18 protein-coding genes are annotated in these 17,510 nt (G+C 67.2%); 9 read left to right on the top strand and 9 right to left on the bottom strand.

Translation table 11 applies throughout. The annotated features are described in order from the left end of the window. Nucleotides 1-4 precede the first annotated feature (4 nt). The 3 genes from metF to AC1RLU_RS04595 all read right to left on the bottom strand — a co-directional run bounded on the left by metF (nt 5) and on the right by AC1RLU_RS04595 (nt 2,560). The gene (gene metF / locus AC1RLU_RS04605) at nt 5-916 is read right to left on the bottom strand and encodes a methylenetetrahydrofolate reductase [NAD(P)H] (RefSeq protein WP_156407040.1); all 912 of its coding nucleotides are present in this window, start codon (nt 914-916) and stop codon (nt 5-7) included. Beyond that, entirely contained in the window at nt 916-1,929 is a 1,014-nt protein-coding gene (locus AC1RLU_RS04600) for an ArsR/SmtB family transcription factor (RefSeq protein WP_492794107.1), read from the bottom strand. The genes metF and AC1RLU_RS04600 overlap by 1 nt, the downstream gene beginning before the upstream one ends. Nucleotides 1,930-2,356: 427 nt before the next feature. Continuing rightward, nucleotides 2,357-2,560, bottom strand: coding sequence for a cold-shock protein (locus AC1RLU_RS04595; RefSeq protein ID WP_061966761.1), 204 nt, complete (start codon nt 2,558-2,560; stop codon nt 2,357-2,359). A gap of 275 nt (nt 2,561-2,835) precedes the next feature. Here AC1RLU_RS04595 and AC1RLU_RS04590 point away from each other — a divergent pair, with 275 nt between their 5' ends. Beyond that, nucleotides 2,836-4,005 (top strand): alpha-hydroxy acid oxidase, encoded by a 1,170-nt coding sequence (locus AC1RLU_RS04590; RefSeq protein WP_061966760.1) that lies wholly within the window; start codon nt 2,836-2,838, stop codon nt 4,003-4,005. Between the two features lie 122 nt (nt 4,006-4,127). Here the strand turns inward: AC1RLU_RS04590 and AC1RLU_RS04585 are convergent, their stop codons facing one another. Then, complete coding sequence (locus AC1RLU_RS04585) at nt 4,128-5,915, bottom strand: peptide ABC transporter substrate-binding protein (RefSeq protein ID WP_492794104.1); 1,788 nt, start codon at nt 5,913-5,915, stop codon at nt 4,128-4,130. A gap of 364 nt (nt 5,916-6,279) precedes the next feature. Here AC1RLU_RS04585 and AC1RLU_RS04580 point away from each other — a divergent pair, with 364 nt between their 5' ends. Beyond that, nucleotides 6,280-6,696, top strand: a complete 417-nt coding sequence (locus tag AC1RLU_RS04580) for a DUF1801 domain-containing protein (RefSeq protein ID WP_492794103.1) — start codon at nt 6,280-6,282, stop codon at nt 6,694-6,696. Between the two features lie 27 nt (nt 6,697-6,723). On the opposite strand, the gene AC1RLU_RS04575 is transcribed toward AC1RLU_RS04580, so the two are convergent. Next, a complete protein-coding gene (locus tag AC1RLU_RS04575; RefSeq protein WP_492794102.1) occupies nt 6,724-7,362 on the bottom strand; it encodes a VOC family protein in 639 nt (212 codons plus the stop codon). Nucleotides 7,363-7,498: 136 nt separating this feature from the next. Beyond that, complete coding sequence (ettA, locus tag AC1RLU_RS04570) at nt 7,499-9,151, bottom strand: energy-dependent translational throttle protein EttA (protein ID WP_091856419.1); 1,653 nt, start codon at nt 9,149-9,151, stop codon at nt 7,499-7,501. A 205-nt stretch (nt 9,152-9,356) separates the two neighbouring features. On the opposite strand from ettA, the gene AC1RLU_RS04565 reads away from it, so the two are divergent. After that, complete coding sequence (locus AC1RLU_RS04565) at nt 9,357-10,163, top strand: MBL fold metallo-hydrolase (protein WP_492794100.1); 807 nt, start codon at nt 9,357-9,359, stop codon at nt 10,161-10,163. A 171-nt stretch (nt 10,164-10,334) separates the two neighbouring features. Here AC1RLU_RS04565 and AC1RLU_RS04560 read toward each other — a convergent pair whose 3' ends face one another. Further along, the gene (locus tag AC1RLU_RS04560) at nt 10,335-11,075 is read right to left on the bottom strand and encodes an SDR family NAD(P)-dependent oxidoreductase (protein ID WP_492794099.1); all 741 of its coding nucleotides are present in this window, start codon (nt 11,073-11,075) and stop codon (nt 10,335-10,337) included. A gap of 111 nt (nt 11,076-11,186) precedes the next feature. Between AC1RLU_RS04560 and AC1RLU_RS04555 the strand changes: the two genes are divergently transcribed. Then, nucleotides 11,187-11,804 (top strand): TetR/AcrR family transcriptional regulator, encoded by a 618-nt coding sequence (locus AC1RLU_RS04555; RefSeq protein WP_492794098.1) that lies wholly within the window; start codon nt 11,187-11,189, stop codon nt 11,802-11,804. Between the two features lie 95 nt (nt 11,805-11,899). Continuing rightward, nucleotides 11,900-12,223, top strand: a complete 324-nt coding sequence (locus tag AC1RLU_RS04550; RefSeq protein ID WP_492794096.1) for a hypothetical protein — start codon at nt 11,900-11,902, stop codon at nt 12,221-12,223. 10 nt (nt 12,224-12,233) lie between these two features. On the opposite strand, the gene AC1RLU_RS04545 is transcribed toward AC1RLU_RS04550, so the two are convergent. After that, nucleotides 12,234-13,241 carry an aldo/keto reductase gene (locus tag AC1RLU_RS04545; RefSeq protein WP_142112653.1) on the bottom strand — a complete coding sequence of 336 codons (1,008 nt, stop codon included), beginning with the start codon at nt 13,239-13,241 and terminating at the stop codon, nt 12,234-12,236. Between AC1RLU_RS04545 and AC1RLU_RS04540 the strand changes: the two genes are divergently transcribed. The 4 genes from AC1RLU_RS04540 to AC1RLU_RS04525 are packed head-to-tail and all read left to right on the top strand — an operon-like array spanning nt 13,240 to nt 16,510. Next, nucleotides 13,240-13,365 carry a hypothetical protein gene (locus AC1RLU_RS04540; RefSeq protein ID WP_280140793.1) on the top strand — a complete coding sequence of 42 codons (126 nt, stop codon included), beginning with the start codon at nt 13,240-13,242 and terminating at the stop codon, nt 13,363-13,365. The genes AC1RLU_RS04545 and AC1RLU_RS04540 overlap by 2 nt on opposite strands. Before the next feature lie 30 nt (nt 13,366-13,395). Beyond that, entirely contained in the window at nt 13,396-15,057 is a 1,662-nt protein-coding gene (gene fliK, locus AC1RLU_RS04535) for a flagellar hook-length control protein FliK (protein WP_492794094.1), read from the top strand. Beyond that, on the top strand, nt 15,054-15,347 hold the full coding sequence (locus AC1RLU_RS04530; protein WP_113587609.1) for an EscU/YscU/HrcU family type III secretion system export apparatus switch protein: 294 nt from the start codon (nt 15,054-15,056) through the stop codon (nt 15,345-15,347). Before fliK ends, AC1RLU_RS04530 begins: the two co-directional genes overlap by 4 nt. Continuing rightward, on the top strand, nt 15,344-16,510 hold the full coding sequence (locus AC1RLU_RS04525; protein WP_492794092.1) for a GNAT family N-acetyltransferase: 1,167 nt from the start codon (nt 15,344-15,346) through the stop codon (nt 16,508-16,510). The genes AC1RLU_RS04530 and AC1RLU_RS04525 overlap by 4 nt, the downstream gene beginning before the upstream one ends. On the opposite strand, the gene AC1RLU_RS04520 is transcribed toward AC1RLU_RS04525, so the two are convergent. After that, complete coding sequence (locus AC1RLU_RS04520; protein WP_492794090.1) at nt 16,443-17,438, bottom strand: hypothetical protein; 996 nt, start codon at nt 17,436-17,438, stop codon at nt 16,443-16,445. The two genes, AC1RLU_RS04525 and AC1RLU_RS04520, sit on opposite strands and share 68 nt — an antisense overlap. Nucleotides 17,439-17,510 lie beyond the last annotated feature (72 nt).

Below are 17,510 nucleotides of genomic sequence, written 5' to 3'. Positions count from 1 at the left end.
AGGCTTACTCCGCCGCCACGGCCTGCGCCGCCGGCTTCTCGGGCTTCAACCCCACGAGATGGCAGATGGCATAGACGAGGTCGGCCTTGTTCATCGTGTAGAAATGCAGGTCGGTGGCGCCGCGATCGATCAGGTCCAGCACCTGCTCGGCGCAGACGGCAGCCGCGACGAGGCGGCGCGTCGCGACGTCGTCCTCCAGTCCTTCGAAGCGGTCGGCCAGCCATTGCGGCACGCTGGCGCCGGTCTTGCGGGCGAAATTCGCCGTCTGCTTGAAGTTCTGGACCGGCACGATGCCGGGCAGGATCGGGATCTCGATGCCGCGCGCGCGGACCTTGTCGAGATAGCGGAAATAGACGTCGTTATCGAAGAAGAACTGGGTGATCGCCCGCGTCGCTCCGGCATCGACCTTCTTCTGGAGCGCATCGATATCGGCATCGAGCGAGGCGGCCTCCGGGTGCTTCTCCGGATAGGCCGAGACCGTCACCTCGAAATCGCCGATGCGCTTCAGGCCTGCGACGAGGTCCGAGGTCTGGTGATAGCCGTCCGCATGCGGCTCATAAGGAGTGCCCAGCCCGCCTGCGGGGTCGCCGCGCAAAGCCACGACATGGCGCACGCCCGCATCCCAGTAGGAGCGGATGACCTCGTCCACCTCGGCCTTGGAGGCCGAGACGCAGGTGAGATGCGCGGCCGGCTTCAGCCCGGTCTCGTCGACCATGCGCTTGACGGTGGCGTGGGTGCGCTCGCGGGTGGAACCGCCGGCGCCATAGGTCACCGAGACGAAGCTCGGACCAAGCGGCTCGAGCCGGCGCACGCTGTCCCACAGCGCGACCTCCATCTCCTCCGTCTTGGGCGGAAAGAACTCGAAGGACACGCGCGGACGGCGCGAGCCGTGGCGGCTGGGGCGGAAAGCATTCATCACGCAACCTCGAGATTGATCGTGCGGGCCGGCGGATCGGCCTGGACGCGCCGGTCGCGGCCACGCCAGAGCATGACCGGGAGCTGGCCCGAGCCGCCATCGGCAAGGGTGACTTCGCGGGAAAGATCGCAGGACAGGCCCGCCTCGGCGAACCAGGCCGCGATCTGCTGGCGGGAGAAGCCGAGCCGGCGATGCGCATGCTCGGTCCGCAGGAATTCCATCTCGTGCGGGGCGAAATCGACGACGATCAGGCGCCCGCCGGGCGCCAGCATCGCGGCGGCCTCGCGCACAGCCCGCCCGGGGTCGTCGAGGAAATGCAGCACCTGATGGATCACGACGAGGTCGAAGGAGCCGCGCGGGAAGGGCAATGCATAGATGTCGCCCTGCCTGAGCTCGACGCGCGACAGCCCCGCCTGCTCCAGATTGGCGCGCGCTACCGCCAGCATCGCATGGTTGGCATCGACGCCGACGGCGCGGCCGAATTTCGGCGCGATCCGCTCCAGCATCCGCCCCGTGCCAGTTCCGAGATCGAGCATCGCGCCGGGCGAGCCTTCGCCGACCGCCTCTTCGACCGCCGCCTCGACAGCATGGTCGGGCACATGCAGGCCGCGCAGCCGGTCCCAGTCGCGCGCGACGCTGGCGAAGTAGTTTTGCGCGGCCTCGGCCCGCGTTGTCCGGACGGCGGCGAGGCGCTCACGATCGGCTGCAAGCACCGGATCGCTCAGGTCGAGCCAGGCGGCGAGCGACGCGGCAAAGGCGCCGCCCGGCCCGGTCTCGTCGAGCCGGAAGAAGGCCCAGGCCCCCTCGCGTGAACGCCGGACCAGCCCGGCCTCGGCGAGCAGCTTGAGATGGCGTGAGATGCGCGGCTGCGACTGGCCAAGGATGTCGGTGAGATCGGACACCGAAAGCTCGCCCTCGGAAAGCAGGGCGAGAATGCGCAGCCGCGTCTCCTCGCCGGCGGCCCTGAGGCCCGCGAGCAGCACATCGGATGACAATGTCGTCGGCTGCCGCACGCGCTGGCGTCCTCTGTCGACAAGGAAAAAGATATAAAGATATCTTTATATCGAACGCGCCGTTCGTGCAAGCGGATTGTCGTGCGGAAGATAGGACGGGTTCTTCCTTCTCCCCGCCGGGATAAGGTGGCTCGGCGAAGCCAAGACGGACGGGGGCGCGATCTTCCCGCGTCAGCCGCGCGGCGCTTCTGCGTGAGCGAAAGAACCAGGGGCCGCCTGGTGCGTCCGGCTCCGCGCATCCCACGGATTCTCAAGCAAGAAAACCCCGCAGGCCAGACCTGGACGGGGCTTTCGGTGCATCATGTCGGATCAAAGGAGCAGCGCCGGACATACGGCGACAACGCCGATCCGGTCGTTATCTTTCAGGCACGCGCTCGCCAGCATCCCGCCGCGCGCGGCAGGCGAACCTCACGGCAACAGAGCAGTCTCAGAGTACTTTCAGATCGCCCGCGGCCGTCTTGCCGCGCTCGGTCTTCAACTCGAACGAAACCTGCTGCCCTTCCGTCAGCGTCATCATGCCGGCCTCTTTCACGGCCGTGATGTGAACGAACACATCCTTGCCGCCTTCCGCCGGTTGAATGAAGCCGAACCCCTTCTCAGTATTGAACCATTTCACGGTTCCGGTCGCCATCGCCACATCCCTCGAAGCCAAAGCGTCTCTCACCGGCACTGAACGCATGGCCCCTATGCCGGTAAGGTAGGATTGACCGAAAACCGGTCCTTGTCGAGATGAAAGCTCAGGCAAGCCCTGCCGCCTTTCGTCAAGGTTTCGTCAGCATGCTCCGTGTCTTGGCACAGGGCGGTCTCCTGACGCAGGCCCGTTTGCGCGGCGAACGGTTGCGCCCTGCCGGCCAGCATGCGAGCAAGCCGGAAGGACAAGACGGGACGCCAACGGCGAGACGAGACATGGCCCAGCCCCTGACCATCGAAGACCTGCGCCTTCTGGCCAAGCGCCGCGTGCCGCGCATGTTCTACGACTACGCTGATTCCGGCGCCTGGACCGAGGGCACCTATCGCGCCAACGAGACCGATTTCGCCAAGGTGAAGCTGCGCCAGCGCGTCGCCGTCGACATGACCAATCGTTCGCTCGCGTCCGAGATGATCGGCCAGCCGGTCGCGATGCCGGTCGCGCTCGCGCCCACCGGCCTCACCGGCATGCAGCACGCCGATGGCGAGATCCTCGCGGCCAAGGCCGCCGCCAAGGCCGGCGTGCCCTTCACGCTCTCGACCATGAGCATCTGCTCGATCGAGGACGTCGCGAACCACACCAGCGCGCCGTTCTGGTTCCAACTCTATGTGATGAAGGACCGCGACTTCATCTCGCGCCTGATCCAGCGCGCCAAGGCGGCCGGCTGCTCGGCCCTGGTGCTGACGCTCGACCTTCAGATCCTCGGCCAGCGCCACAAGGACATCCGCAACGGCCTCTCAGCCCCGCCGAAGCCGACGCTGGCCAACCTGATCAACCTCGCCTTCAAGCCACGCTGGTGCCTGAAGATGCTGGACACGCCGCGCCGTCAGTTCGGCAACATCGTCGGCCATGTCACCGGCGTCGCCGACATGTCCTCGCTCTCCTCCTGGACCGCCAGCCAGTTCGACCCGCAGCTGAACTGGGACGACGTCCAGTGGATCAAGGAGCAATGGGGCGGCAAGCTGATCCTCAAGGGCATCCTCGATCCGGAAGACGCCGAGATGGCGGCCAAGAGCGGCGCCGACGCCCTGATCGTCTCGAACCATGGCGGCCGCCAGCTCGACGGCGCGCTCTCCTCGATCGAGGCCCTGCCCGGCATCGTCGAGCAGGTCGGCAACCGCGTCGAGGTCCTGTTCGATGGCGGCATCCGCTCGGGCCAGGACGTGCTCAAGGCGATCGCGCTCGGCGCGCACGGCACCTTCATCGGCCGCGCCTTCCTCTATGGGCTCGGCGCCATGGGCGAGCAGGGCGTCACCGCCGCGCTCGACATCATCCGCAAGGAGCTCGACACCACCATGGCGCTCTGCGGCCTGCGCGATATCAAGGATGTCGACGAGCGCATCCTCGTCGGCGGTCGCGCCGGGGCGATCAAGCGGCTGGCGAGCTGACACAGCTCCTCCGGCCAAACAGCCAACAACCATCGAGAAGGCCCGGCGGAGCAGCTCCGCCGGGCCTTCTTCATTGCATCACCCTTGCAGAGATCGCTCTCCGCAAGGGACCGATTTCCAGATTAGGCGCGATACCAGGACGAGAGGTTCCAGGTGTCGACGTCCCAGCCCGAATGGTCATGCGAGAGGGTGTTCGACGCGGCGACGACCTTCTTGCGCGACAGGATCGGCAGGATGACGTTGGCCTCGCAGAAGATCTCGTTGACCTTGATCAGCAGCGCTGCGCGCTTGGCCGGGTCGAGCTCCTTCTGGGCGGCCTTGTAGGCCTCGTCCGCAGCCGGGTCGGTGTAGCGCGAGACGTTGCGGCCCAGCCACTTGTTCTCCTTGCTGGCGACTTCCCAGGAGGTGAACTGGTTGAGGAAACGCTCCGGATCGGGCTGCGGCTGCGTGGTCGTGTACATCTCGATGTCGGTATAGAGCTTGGTGTAGGTGTCGGGGTTGGCGACATCCGACGAGAAGAACACCGAGGCCGTCACCGACTTCAGCTCGATATCGATGCCGGCGCGCTGGCAGGCCTGCTTGATGATGGCCTGCACCTTCTGGCGCGGAGCGTTGATCGAGGTCTGGAAGACGTATTTGAGCTTCTTGCCATCCTTCTCGCGGATGCCGTCCGAGCCCTTCTTCCAGCCGGCCTCGTCGAGGATCTTGTTGGCCTTCTCGATGCTGAACTCGTACTTGAGCTTCTCCGACTTGAACTGCTTGGGCTCGTTCACGAAGCTCGCCGTGGCAGCGCCGGCGCGGCCATAGATGAACTTCTGGATCGAGTCGCGATCGATCAGCAGGTTGATCGCCTGGCGCACGGCCGGGTCCGACAGGGTCGGGTGCTTGGTCTTGGCGCTCGAGCGCTCGCCATCGACCTCGGTCCACGGGTCGGTCGTGTTCAGCGTGACGAACTCGATGTCACCGGCCGGGGCCGCACTGATCTTGCCGCGTCCGCCCATCTCCATGCGCTTGAGGACTTCGTCCTCGACCAGCGTATCCCAGGCGTAGTCGTATTCGCCGGTCTGGAGGACGGCACGGGCCGCCGAGACCGCATCACCACCGCCCTTGATCTCGAACGTATCGAAATGCGGACGATTGGCGACGTGATAGCTCTCGTTGCGGGTGCCCGACAGGATGTCGCCCGGCTTGAACTCGGCGAACTTGTAGGGGCCGGTGCCGACGGGCTTCAGGTTGGCCGGAGCCTCGCGGGACTTGGCGCCCTTGTAGTCACCGAAATGATGCTTCGGGATGATCATGCCAGCGACGCCGACGAAGGGATCGGCCCAGAACGGCGTCGGCTTGGCGAAGATCACCTTGACGGTGAAATCGTCGACCTTCTCGACCTTGATGTCCTTGTAGGCGCCGGTGGTGTAGGCGGCGGTCGCCGGGTCGGCGGCGTATTCCCAGGTGAAGACGACGTCCTCGGCCGTGAACGGCTTGCCGTCATGCCACTTCACGTCCTTCTTCAGCTTCCAGGTGACGGTCGTGCCATCCTCGGACAGGCCGCCATTGGCCTTGCTGGGAACTTCGGCCGCGAGCTGCGGGATCAGGTTGCCTTCCTTGTCCCAGCCAGCGAGCGGCTCGTAGAACACGCGCGACGCGATCTGGTCCTTGGTGCCCGAGGCGAAATGCGGGTTGAGCAGGGTCGGAGCCTGCCACAGCAGCATCTTCAGCGGACCACCGCCGCCGGCCTTGGTCGGCTTGTATTCGAGCGTGGCATTGGCCATCGCGACATCGTTCCAGGCGAGGATCTGGCTCGCGATCGGCGCGGTGATGCCCAGCGCCGCCATTTTCTGGATGAAGGAGCGCCGCGACAGGCCGCCCTTCTTCACGTCCTGCACCATACCCTGGATATACTGGCTAGTCATAATCAACCTTCACGTCATGGCAGCAAGAACACGATCAACAACTTGACCAGTTCCAGATCGGATTTATCAGATCCAAGGCGTAGAATAGCCTTGGGCGCGACTCTGCTCCTAGGAGCCGCTGGCTTAATCATAACTTAAGTCGCCAGAAGAGAGCCGCATACCGGGCCTGCTTGCCACTCGTAGCCCCGGTCGAAATACGCTGATTCCCAAGGGAAAAGCGCTGCCCGCCGGACTAATCGGGAGCCATGTCACAGCGTCGCAGTCGACGCCGGAGCGTTCCCCAGCGCCGCAAGCGGCGGTTGCAGACCGCCTGCCCGCCTCCCTACCATGGCCGCGCCGGGGCACGCCCGGCAGGAGCGACAGCATGAGCGAAGACGACAGGCCGCGCCTTCTATCGGGCGGCAACCCGCAGATCCCGAAGGGCGCCGGCGATGCGCCGGTTCAAGCCTATATCGCCGCCATGCCCGGCTGGAAGAGCGCGATCGGCCGGCGCATCGACGACCTGATCGTGAAAGCTGTGCCGGATGTGCAGAAGGCGGTGAAGTGGAACTCTCCGCTCTACGGCATGGGCAACAGTGAATGGTTTCTCGGCATCCACTGCTTCACGCGCTATGTGAAGGTGTCTTTCTTCAAGGGCGCCTCACTGGATCCGGTCCCGCCCGACCCGTCCAAGCAGAAGGAGGTGCGCTATCTCGACATCCACGAGAACGACGCCTTCGACGAAGCGCAGTTCTCGGACTGGGTCAGGCAGGCGAGCCGGATACCCGGCGAACGGATGTAGCCCGCCATCGTCGGCCGGACGCGACGGTCAGGACAATTCCTTCACCCCGCCGGGCGTGTCGATCTGTGCGCGATAGCGCAGCTCTGGCCCATGGCTGACGACGGAGCCCCGCTCCGTCCCAAGCTCCAGCAACAGCGCCGCGATTGCCTCGGCCTCCGGATGCTCCAGCGAGAACCCGCGCAAGCGAGCGCCGAGATCGGCGATCGACGCCATCGAACGTGCCTTGCCGCGCCGGTCTATGAGCGAAGGCACCGCCCCGCCCCAGGGCAACGAGCCGTCATCGGGAATGGCGAAATCGAAAGCCGGAGCGTCCATCGGCAGCGCAACCTTTCGCCCGAAGATCGCCTCCCGGCCCGCAAGGACAGCGTCGATCCGGTTCGTCCGCGCGACCCAGCCGCGCAAACGGCGGCCGGCATCCCAATCCCGCTCGACCTGCTTCTCGTCGTCCAGCCCGAACCAGCGGGCCCGCCCAGGAGACGCACCGTCGGGATCGCGCGCGACGATCTCCAGATAGGTCATGTCGCCGAGCTGAAGCAGATGATTGTAGGTCCCCATATAGCCGTGCCGCTGGCCGAAGGGGACGTCGAGATCGAGGCAGTCACGAACATGCGCGACGCCCTCCGCCAGCGTCGGCGCGATCACGGTGAGATGGTCGAGGGTCAGCATGCCGTCAGTTGAAGCCGGGGCGCGGCGGGAGTCCAGCCCGGACGTCGCCGTGCCTTGCCTCGTCTTGAAGCAAGACATGAAAAAGCCCCGCGGACCTGGCGGCACCGCGGGGCTTTTTGAGTCAGATATCAATCACTCAGCGCGAGAACTTCTTGTACTGGATGCGCTTCGGAATGGTCGAGTCGATGCCGAGGCGGCGCTTCTTGTCTTCCTCGTAATCGGCGAAATTGCCTTCGAACCATTCGACATGGCTGTCGCCCTCGAAGGCGAGGATATGGGTCGCGATGCGGTCGAGGAACCAGCGATCGTGGCTGATGATCACGGCGCAGCCCGCATAGTCCTCCAGCGCCTCTTCCAGTGCGCGCAGCGTGTCGACGTCGAGGTCGTTGGTCGGCTCGTCGAGCAGCAGCAGGTTGGCGCCGGACTTCAGCATCTTGGCGAGGTGGACGCGGTTGCGCTCACCGCCGGAGAGCGAGCCGACCTTCTTCTGCTGGTCGCCGCCCTTGAAGTTGAACGCCGAGCAATAGGCGCGGGAATTGATCTCGCGCTTGCCGAGATAGAGGATGTCGTTGCCGCCCGAGATCTCCTCCCAGACGTTCTTCTTGTCGTCGAGCGAGTCGCGGCTCTGGTCGACATAGCCGAGCTGGACGCTCTCGCCGACCTTGATCGTGCCGGCATCAGGCTTCTCGACCCCGGTGATCATCTTGAACAGCGTGGTCTTGCCGGCGCCGTTGGGGCCGATCACGCCGACGATGCCGCCGGGCGGCAGCTTGAACGAGAGGCCGTCGATCAGCAGCTTGTCCTGGAAGCCCTTCGACAGGTCCTCGAAATCGACGACGTTGTTGCCCAGCCGCTCGGCGATCGGGATGATGATCTGGGCGGTGTCCGGCCCCTTGTTGTTGGCCTTCTGGACGAGCTCGTCATAGCGCTGGATGCGGGCCTTGCTCTTGGCCTGGCGGGCCTTGGGCGAAGCGGCCATCCATTCGGCTTCGCGCTCCAGCGTCTTCTGGCGCGAGACGTCCTCGCGGCCTTCCTGGGCGAGGCGCTTCTGCTTCTGCACCGACCAGGCCGAGTAGTTGCCCTCGTAAGGGATGCCCTGGCCGCGATCGAGCTCGAGAATCCAGCTCGTGACGTTGTCGAGGAAATAGCGATCGTGGGTGACGATCAGGATCGCGCCCGGATAGGTCCGCAGATGGCCTTCGAGCCAGGCGGTGGTCTCGGCGTCAAGATGGTTGGTCGGCTCGTCGAGCAGCAGCAGTTCAGGCTGCTCCAGCAGGAGCTTGCACATCGCGACGCGGCGGCGCTCACCGCCCGAGAGCTTGTCGACCTGCCAGTCATCCGGCGGGCAGCGCAGCGCGTCCATCGCCTGGTCGACCTTGGAATCGAGATCCCACAGCCCCTTGGCCTCGATCTCGTCCTGGAGATTGGTCATCTCGTCGGCGGTCTCGTCCGAATAGTTCATGGCGAGCTCGTTGTAGCGGTCGAGGATCGCCTTTTGGGGAGCGACGCCGAGCATCACGTTCTCGCGGACGGTCAGCGTCTCGTCGAGCTTCGGCTCCTGCGGCAGGTAGCCGACGCGCGCGCCTTCGGCGACCCAGGCCTCGCCGGTCCACTCCTTGTCGAACCCCGCCATGATCTTGAGAAGGGTCGACTTGCCGGCGCCGTTGACGCCGAGCACGCCGATCTTGGCATCCGGGTAGAAGGACAGGTGGATGTCCTTCAGCACCTGCTTGCCGCCCGGATAGGTCTTGGACAGGCCGCGCATATGGTAGATGAACTGGCGGGACATGGGGCGAGCGGGCTCCGCTTTCGGGGGCTGCGACACGGGATGTCGGGAAATCTGGCCGCTATGTAGCGACCGGGCGCGCCGCCCGCAACCGCCTGCCGGTGGAGCAGGTGCCTTTCACAAAACCGGTAGAGCGATCCAGGCGCCCTTCCCCCGGCCCGGATTTTGCCGGAAGCTCCCATGGCCTGAGTGATGCCGGAGCCCGCCGATGAGCCTGCCCGCCGTCCTGTTGCGTGTTCTAGTGAGTCTGACCCTGGCGCTGCTGGCCACGCTGCCCGCCCGCGCCCAGTCGAACGAACCCGGCTGCCGGCCGGAAATGGCGAGCCTGCGCCTGCCGATCCAGCGGGTGCAACTGGCGAAGGACGAGGCGAGGCTCACCTTCGTCGGCCACGCCACCTTCCTGATCGAGACGCCGGGCGGCGTGAAGATCGCAACCGATTACAACGACTATGTCCGCCCGCCGGTGACGCCCGACATCGCCACGATGAACAAGGCACATTCGACGCATAACTCGCGCAGCCCCGATCCCGCGATCAAGCATGTCCTGCCCGGCTGGGACCTATCCGGCCAGGGCGCGGCGCGGCACGACCTCACGCTCGGCGATGTCCGGGTCCGCAACGTGCCGACCAATATCCGAACCTATGAGGGCGGCACCGATTACGACGGCAACTCGATCTTCGTCTTCGAGATCGGCGAGCTCTGCATCGCCCATCTCGGCCATCTGCATCATCCGCTGGAGCCCGGCCATCTGCGGGCGCTCGGCCGGGTCGACATCGTGCTCTTCCCGGTCGACGGCAGCTATACGCTCGACCAGTCCGGCATGCTGGATGTCCTGAAATCGATCCAGGCGCGGGTGATGATCCCCATGCATTTCTTCGGTGGCGGCACGCTCTCACGCTTCCTCGCCCGCACGCAGGATATCTGGCCGGTCGAGCGCCGCGACCAGGCGACGATCACGCTGAGCAAGGCGACGCTGCCGGCCAGGCCCACCATGATCGTCCTGCCCGGGCACTGATCCGGGGCAGGCCGACGGAGAAATCGTGGGGATGAGGGCTCTCACGTCATGCTCGCCCTTGTGGCGAGCATCCACGTCTTGAACGCGACCTTCGACCAGCGAAGACGTGGATGGTCGGGACAAGCCCGACCATGACGAGTGCTTGGGGGGCTTCCCCCGGATCGACGCTCTTCAGGTGTTCACGCCACCGTCGATGGCGAAGCCGGCACCAGTGATGAAACGCGCCTCCTCGCTCGCGAGATAAGCGACCAGCCCGGCGATATCCTCCGGCTGGCCATAGCGCGGGATCGCCATGCGCGCCCGCTGGGCGTCGGCACCGGGGCCGCCGGCCGGATTCATGTCGGTATCGGTCGAGCCGGGATGGACAATGTTGACGGTGATCCCGCGCGGGCCGAGATCGCGCGCCAGCCCCTTGGTGAAGCCGATCAGCGCCGCCTTGCTCATCGCGTAGAGCGTGACATCGGGTTCGACGACCCGGTCGGCGAGGCAGGAGCCGGTCGAGATGACCCGCCCGCCCTCACCGAGATGCGCCGCCGCAGCCTGCGAGGCGAGCACCACCGCGCGAACATTGACGGCGAGCGTCGCGTCGATATCGGCAAGGCTCCAGTCCGCGACCGGGCCGCCGCGATAGATTCCGGCATTGTTGACGAGGATATCGAGACCGCCGAGCGCCTTCGCTGCCGCATCGACAGCGCTCGTAACCGCCGCAGGATCGGCGCTGTCGGCAGCGATGGCGAAGCCCTTGCGACCGAGCGCCTCGATCTCCTTCACGACCGCAGCTGCCTTGTCAGCGGAGCGTTCATAGGTCAGCGCGACATCGGCGCCCTCGGCAGCGAGCCTGCGGGCGATGGCGGCGCCGATTCCGCGGCTGCCGCCGGTGACGAGAGCGCGCTTTCCGGCAAGGCGTGACATGGCAAACTCCATTTATGTGATGATCGATACATAATAACTGGCGCGCTTGCCTGCGGGCGTCAAGTTAAATATATAATGATCGTAACAGAATATTTTTGAGAGAGGCGGGCCATGGCCGAACGCGGCCGTCCACGCAGTTTCGACCGGCTGGCGGCGCTGGAGCGCGCCATGGAGGTGTTCTGGGAGCGCGGCTACCAGGCCGCCTCGATGAGCGACCTCACCGAAGCAATGGGCATCAATTCGCCCAGCCTCTACGCCGCCTTCGGCAGCAAGGAGGAACTTTACCGTGAGGCCGTCCACCATTTCGCCGCGACTGAGAGCGACGACATCCTCGCGCCGCTACAGAACGAACCGACGGCACGCGCGGCACTTGAAGGCTATCTGATGGCCAGCGCCCGGACCTTCACCCGGCCCGGTCGGCCGCCGGGCTGCATGGTCGTTCTCTCGGCGGTCAACGCCATCGGCGTCGGCGACGAGACCAGCCGCATCCTGCGCGAGATGCGCGCCGGTAGCGTCGGCATGATCGAGGAACGGCTGCGGCGGGCGAGCGCCGAGGGCGAATTGCCCGCCGCGTTCGATCCGCATCCGGTCGCGAGCTACTACGTCACCGTCCAGCAGGGCATGTCGATCCAGGCGCGCGACGGCGCATCGCGAACAATGCTGGAGACGATCGCCCAGGGCGCGATGGCGGCCTGGGACAGCCTCACACGGCCACGCGCAGCCGCCTGAGCGCCGGCGTTAACGCCTCGCTGAGGCTGATTTCAGGCTTTCCTTGCCGTTGCGGCAGATCGCGGCATCCTCTCGGCAACCGGGAGACCGTTCTCATGCGCCGCATCGCCGCCCTTGCCTGCCTGCTCGCGACCGCCACCTTGCTGCCCGTTCAGGCCGAGGCCGCCAAGTTCCGCGCCGGCGGGCGCAGTTCGGCCGCGCCAGCCAAGACCAGTCGCAGCGTCGTCGTCGTGCCCGGCATCGCCGCCGGCGCGAGCCGCTCACAGGCCGCGACTGGCCAGCCCCAGCGCGTCCCCTTCCCGCCGGCAACCGCCCAGCGCGAGGAACCCGTGCCACTGCGCCTCACCGCGAACAGCGAGGCCAAGAAGCCGTGGTGCCAGACGGATGTCGTGGTCAACGGCTTCTGCATGATGAACTGAGGGATCGATCTCAGGCGCGGCTGACGCGCCCTTCCAGCGGATAGGCCGGGTCGCTGTAGCCCGGCGTCGAGGGGTGACCAGCCGGCACCAACCGGTCGACCAGCGCCTCGTCCTCCGCGTCGAAGCCGGCATCGAGCGCCGCGAGATAGGCTTCCCACTGCTCGAAAGTGCGCGGGCCGGCGATCGCGGCCGTGACGAAGGCGTTGTTGAGCACCCAGCGCACCGCGAACTGGATCGGCGTCAGCCCCTTGCCTGCCGCATGGTCCTTGATCGTCTGGGCGATGATCAGGCTTTCCTCGCGCCACTCCGCCTGCATCATCCGGCGGTCGCCGCGCCCGGCGCGCGTGCCCTCCGCCGGCGCCTGCCCCGGCGCGTATTTCGCGGTCAGAACGCCGCGCGCCAGCGGCGAGTAGGAGGCGACACCCAGCCCGAAATAGCCGCAGGCCGGCAGGTGCTCGACCTCCGGCATGCGGTTCATCGCGTTGTAATAAGGCTGGCTCACCACAGGGCGGTCGATGCCGAGCTCGTCGCAGAGCCGGCAGATCTCGGCCAATCGCCAGGCGCGGTAGTTCGAGACGCCGAAATGCCGGATCTTGCCCTGGCGCACGAGATCGGCGATCGCATGCACCGTCTCCTCCAGCGGCGTCGTGTGATCCTCCTTGTGGAGGTAGTAGATATCGATGGTCCCGGTGCCGAGCCGGCGCAGGCTGTCCTCGCAGGCGCGCATGATCCAGCGCCGCGACAGCCCGCCATTCATCGGCCCCTTGCCCATGGGGTTCGCGACCTTCGTCGCCAGCACCCAGTCATGACGATGGTTGGCGATGGCGCGGCCGGTCACCTCTTCGGACTGGCCCTCGTTATAGACATCGGCCGTATCGATGAAATTGATGCCGGCTTCGTGCGCGCTGTCGATGATCCGGCGCGAGGTCGCCTCGTCGGCCGGGCCGCCGAACATCATGGTGCCCAGGCAGAGCGGCGAAACCTTGAGGCCGGAACGGCCGAGACGGCGGTAATCCATGGCTGAAATCCTCGAACGCGATGGCCAACCCTGCCGCAGCGGCGCGCCCGAGGCCAGCGCCCGGCGCGCAGGCACGCCCTGCATGACGCGGCCGGTCGGCAAGGAAACGCTTAATCTTTCATGACAGGGTACTGCGTCCTCACGTGGTCGCCCGATGAATCTCGCCCAGCTCGTCAAGAGCCAGACCCTCGCCACTCTGCTGCAGGCGCTCGACTCAGGCGGAGAGCTGACGGCTGGCCGGACGGTGCAAGCCAGGCTCGCCTCGCTGGAGCCGGATGGCACCGCGACCGCCATGATCGGCGAAACCAGGGTCGCGCTCATCCTCGCCGGTCCGCAGGCGAGGCAGGCGGCTCTGCAGCCCGGCGCCACCCTGCTGTTGCGCCTCGATCCGCCCGAACAGCAAGGCGGCGATCTGCGCGCTACCTTGGTCGAAGTGCGCCCGCCCAATGCGCCAGCGCCCGGGCAAGCCGAGGCGCAACCAGCCCCAGCGCCCGCGCCTGCGCAGCCGGATGCAGCCCCGGCATCACCGGTTTCGGTCCGCCCGCCGATGGCGTCTGTGCCTTCTCCTGTTCCACAGGCTGCCACACTGGCCGCGCCGGCTGCCGCACAGGCCGCGCACCCGCCTTCCCCGGTGGCGATGCAGCAGGCCTTCCTGCAGCAGGCCCTGCAGACGCTCGGCGCTCCTGCGGCCCAGGTCCCCGTACCAGCACCGGCCGCGGCGGCGCACGCACCTGCGGCGCTCGCCGGTCAGGCTCCTGCCAGCACGCCCCCGGCAACCTCGACAGCGACCGCAGCCGCTTTCCCCGCCATCCCGACAGCGGTGATCGCCCGCGCGATCGCGGGACCGCTGCTCGGCCCCGTCCTGCAGCGGCAGGCTGGGCTCGCCCCGCTCTTCGCCAATCTGCGTGCGCTGGCGCAGGGAACGATTTCGCTGGCCCTGCCGAAAACGCTGCCGCCCGCGATCCAGCAGGTGCTCGCCCAGGCCGTTCCGGCCGAGCGGCAGGCGCCGACGGCGGCAAGGCTCAAGCAGGCCTTCCAGGCCTCCGGGCTCTTCCTCGACACGCGGCAGGCCGCGGGCCTGCCGCAGCCCCGGCAGGGCGACCTCAAGGCCGGGTTGCAGGCGCTGCGCGAGACCTTGCTGCCGATCATCGACGCCCTGTCGCCGGACCCGAAGGCGGGCCGACATGAGCACGACAATGGCCAGGCGGTGGATCGGCCGGCGGAGCTCGCTTCCACCGACCAGCCCGCCCGCCTCGCCCCGCCGCGCCGGGACGGCCCGCTCGCGCTGCAACCCGCCGTCGAGCCGACGCTCCACCCGGCCGAGAAGCCGCTCGCCATCGCCGAGACGCTGCTCGACCAGACCGAAGCCGCGCTCGACCGGATCAAGCTTGCGCAATACGCCTCGCTGCCGCTCGAGCCCACCCGGCAGGACGGCACGCAAGCAGCGCAGCGCTGGCTCGCCGAGATCCCGATCTCCTTCCATCAGGGCACCGCGATCCTGCCGCTCCAGGTCGAGCGGGACGCCCCGCGCCGCGACGTGCAAGGGGTGAGCGCGCCGCTCTGGCGCATCCGCTTCGCGCTCGATGTCGAGCCGATGGGGCCGCTGCAAGGCGTCGTCACCTTGCAGGGCCGCGATGTCGGCGTCTCGATCTGGGCCGAGCGCGAGGAGACCAGCCAGCTCCTGCGCGGCGCCGCGCCCGGCCTCGAAGGCGCGCTGCTCGATGCCGATTTCGCCAGCGGTGTCATCGACATCCACACCGGCCAACCCCGCGTGGTGCAGCCGACCGCCGGCCAGTTCCTGGACCGCCTGTCATGAGCACGCCGCGACCGCCCCGCATCGCCGTCGCGCTGGAATATGACGGACATGGCGCGCCGCGCGTCACCGCCAAGGGCCGTGGCGAACTGGCCGAGCGCATCGTCGAGACAGCCAGGGAGCACGATGTCGAGGTCGAGCAGAACGCGATCCTTGCGCAGGCGCTCTCGGCGGTCGAACTCGACGACCAGATTCCCGAGGAACTCTACCGCGCCACGGCGCAGGTGATCGCCTTCGTCCTCGCCCTACGCGGCGAATGGCGCCTGCCGAACCGGAACGGCCATCGGTCTTGAGCACGGGAATCGTCGTCAGGCGCCTCGGCCCCGCCGCTTACGCGGAGCTGGGGCCGGTTTTCGCGGAACTCGCCCGCCACGCGCTCGAGCCCAATCCGCATATGGCACCGGCTGCGGTCTCGGCCGCGACGACGCTGGTGCCGGAAGGCGAGATCGTCGTGCTCTGCGCCTGGCTCAGCGAAGCGCTCGACTTCGAACAGCTCGTCGGAATCTGGGCCTTCCGGCGCGTGAAGGGCTGGCGCAGCGGCTTCACCCCGGCTCTCGCCGCGCCGCTCGTGCCGCTCTACGAAGTGTCTTCGCTGCCGGTGCTCGACCGCGACCACGCGGCGGAAGCGGCCCGCGCCCTGATGCGCTATCTGCGCGCCTCGCGCGACCTGCCGCACCGTTTGCTGCTTCCGCTGCTGCCGCTCGACGGCCCCTGTCATGCCGCCCTCGCCGAAGCCTGCCGCCAGACCGGCAGCGCGATCTCGACCTATGAGCGCTGGGTCCGGCCGGTGATGATCCCGCGCCCGGAGGACAGCTTCGAGAGCTATCTGCGCCGCGCGCTCGGCTCCGCCTACAAGAAGCGGATGCAGCAGTTCCGGGCCGTGGCGAAGCAGGGCGCCCTCACCTTCCGGCGTAACCGGGGCCGCGGCGCGCTGGAGGCGCTCGACGCCTTCCTCACGCTCGAAGCCTCCGGCTGGAAGGGTGAAGCCGGCACAGCCATCGCCTGCCTGCCGGCGGACGCCGCCTATATCCGCCGCCTGGCCGAGCTTTGCGCCAACGACGACACGCTGCTGATCGACACCCTGCTGCATGACGGCCGCGCCATCGCCATGGGCCTGCTGGTCGAAAGCGGCAACCGCCGGCATTTCCTCAAGATCGCCTATGACGAGACGCAAAGCCGCCATTCGCCCGGCCGGACCCTGACGATCGCCATGCTGCAGGCCGATTTCAACGGGACACCGCCGGCCTTCTTCGACAGCGGCGCCGGCGAAGGCGTCGATGCCGGCACCTATGTCTGGGGCGAGCGCCGCGAGATGGCCAATGCCATCATCCGCGTCGGCCCCGGCCGCCCCGGCGCAGCGCAGGCCGCGGCCCTCAGCCGGATGTGGCTCAGGCGCCTGCGGGAAGCCGTCCGAGCCCGATCCGCCCGAGCAGCCAGCGGCCGACCACCGGCTTGAAATGCAGGGTGTCGAGCCAGTAGCGCGACGACGCCTTGGCGGGATCGAAATCCTCGAACGGATGGCCTGAGACAAGATCATGGAACGGCAGGCCGCGCGCCGCCACCAACGCGGCGACGTCCCGCCGCCAGGCCGCCAGTTCGGCGCCGCGCCCGCCATCCATGACCAGCTGCCGCTGGGCCGCGCTCATCGGCGACAGGACGATCGTGACCTTCCGCGTCCGAAGCAGATCGAGCGCGCGTTCGAGATGGGCCAGATCGCCCGGCCGGTAGACCATCGCCGCGATGTTCTGTTCGCGGGTGATCCTGCCCACCAGCTCCGCATCGAAATCCGGCGTCGCCTTGTAGCCGTCGCCATGCCAGAGGCCGGGCTCCGTCCTTCGGGACTGCCGCCCGCGCAGGTTGTCGATCGCCTTCGGATTCAGCACGATCGAAACGAGGGCCTCCCGGCGGCCCGATGCCGTCGCGAGCTTCCGGTCGATCGGCGGTGGCGGCGGCCAGGCGGTGAACATGAAATAGTCGAGCTCGATCACGACCTGCCTGACACTACCGACATCGACGGCCAAAGCCGCGAGCGTCGGCAATTCGCGCGCCATCAGGGCGGAGACGCCGGCATTGTAGACTTGGCCCCCGACGCCGGAGGCATCGCGCGGATCGAGGCTGCGATAGACCACCGACGAGCCGATTAGCAGCGTCTGCGGCTTCAGCCTCGCAATCTGGAGCGGCTTGATCAGGCGCATCTCGACATCGAGCAGGCGGCTCGCACCGGCGCCGTCACGGGTCCAGGGCGGGCTGTCGCGGAACACCCAATAGGGGTCGCGCCAAAGGGTCAGCACGGCCAGAAGCCCAACGACAAGCGCCACCGTCGCCGCGAAGCTGGCGGCGAAGCCGTTGCCGGTGGGAGATGGGGCCGAGGCGGCAGAGCGCATGGCGCTGCGCTACCAGATCGCTCCGGAGCTGGCGAGAGCCCGCTTGACCATTCATCCACGCCACCGATAGAG

Source organism: Allobosea sp. GW822-FHT05A11, assembly GCF_058800455.1.
The sequence above is the reverse complement of the archived record's forward strand: the minus strand, read 5'-3'. Positions and strand labels throughout refer to the sequence as shown.

Excerpts from the sequence above, each read along its gene's own strand:
- metF (WP_156407040.1), bottom strand. The coding sequence starts at position 916 with ATGAATGCTTTCCGCCCCAGCCGCCACGGCTCGCGCCGTCCGCGCGTG.
- AC1RLU_RS04595 (WP_061966761.1), bottom strand. The coding sequence starts at position 2,560 with ATGGCGACCGGAACCGTGAAATGGTTCAATACTGAGAAGGGGTTCGGC.
- AC1RLU_RS04590 (WP_061966760.1), top strand. The coding sequence starts at position 2,836 with ATGGCCCAGCCCCTGACCATCGAAGACCTGCGCCTTCTGGCCAAGCGC.
- AC1RLU_RS04585 (WP_492794104.1), bottom strand. The coding sequence starts at position 5,915 with ATGACTAGCCAGTATATCCAGGGTATGGTGCAGGACGTGAAGAAGGGC.
- AC1RLU_RS04580 (WP_492794103.1), top strand. The coding sequence starts at position 6,280 with ATGAGCGAAGACGACAGGCCGCGCCTTCTATCGGGCGGCAACCCGCAG.
- AC1RLU_RS04575 (WP_492794102.1), bottom strand. The coding sequence starts at position 7,362 with ATGCTGACCCTCGACCATCTCACCGTGATCGCGCCGACGCTGGCGGAG.
- ettA (WP_091856419.1), bottom strand. The coding sequence starts at position 9,151 with ATGTCCCGCCAGTTCATCTACCATATGCGCGGCCTGTCCAAGACCTAT.
- AC1RLU_RS04565 (WP_492794100.1), top strand. The coding sequence starts at position 9,357 with ATGAGCCTGCCCGCCGTCCTGTTGCGTGTTCTAGTGAGTCTGACCCTG.
- AC1RLU_RS04560 (WP_492794099.1), bottom strand. The coding sequence starts at position 11,075 with ATGTCACGCCTTGCCGGAAAGCGCGCTCTCGTCACCGGCGGCAGCCGC.
- AC1RLU_RS04555 (WP_492794098.1), top strand. The coding sequence starts at position 11,187 with ATGGCCGAACGCGGCCGTCCACGCAGTTTCGACCGGCTGGCGGCGCTG.
- AC1RLU_RS04550 (WP_492794096.1), top strand. The coding sequence starts at position 11,900 with ATGCGCCGCATCGCCGCCCTTGCCTGCCTGCTCGCGACCGCCACCTTG.
- AC1RLU_RS04540 (WP_280140793.1), top strand. The coding sequence starts at position 13,240 with ATGGCTGAAATCCTCGAACGCGATGGCCAACCCTGCCGCAGCGGCGCG.
- AC1RLU_RS04545 (WP_142112653.1), bottom strand. The coding sequence starts at position 13,241 with ATGGATTACCGCCGTCTCGGCCGTTCCGGCCTCAAGGTTTCGCCGCTC.
- fliK (WP_492794094.1), top strand. The coding sequence starts at position 13,396 with ATGAATCTCGCCCAGCTCGTCAAGAGCCAGACCCTCGCCACTCTGCTG.
- AC1RLU_RS04530 (WP_113587609.1), top strand. The coding sequence starts at position 15,054 with ATGAGCACGCCGCGACCGCCCCGCATCGCCGTCGCGCTGGAATATGAC.
- AC1RLU_RS04520 (WP_492794090.1), bottom strand. The coding sequence starts at position 17,438 with ATGCGCTCTGCCGCCTCGGCCCCATCTCCCACCGGCAACGGCTTCGCC.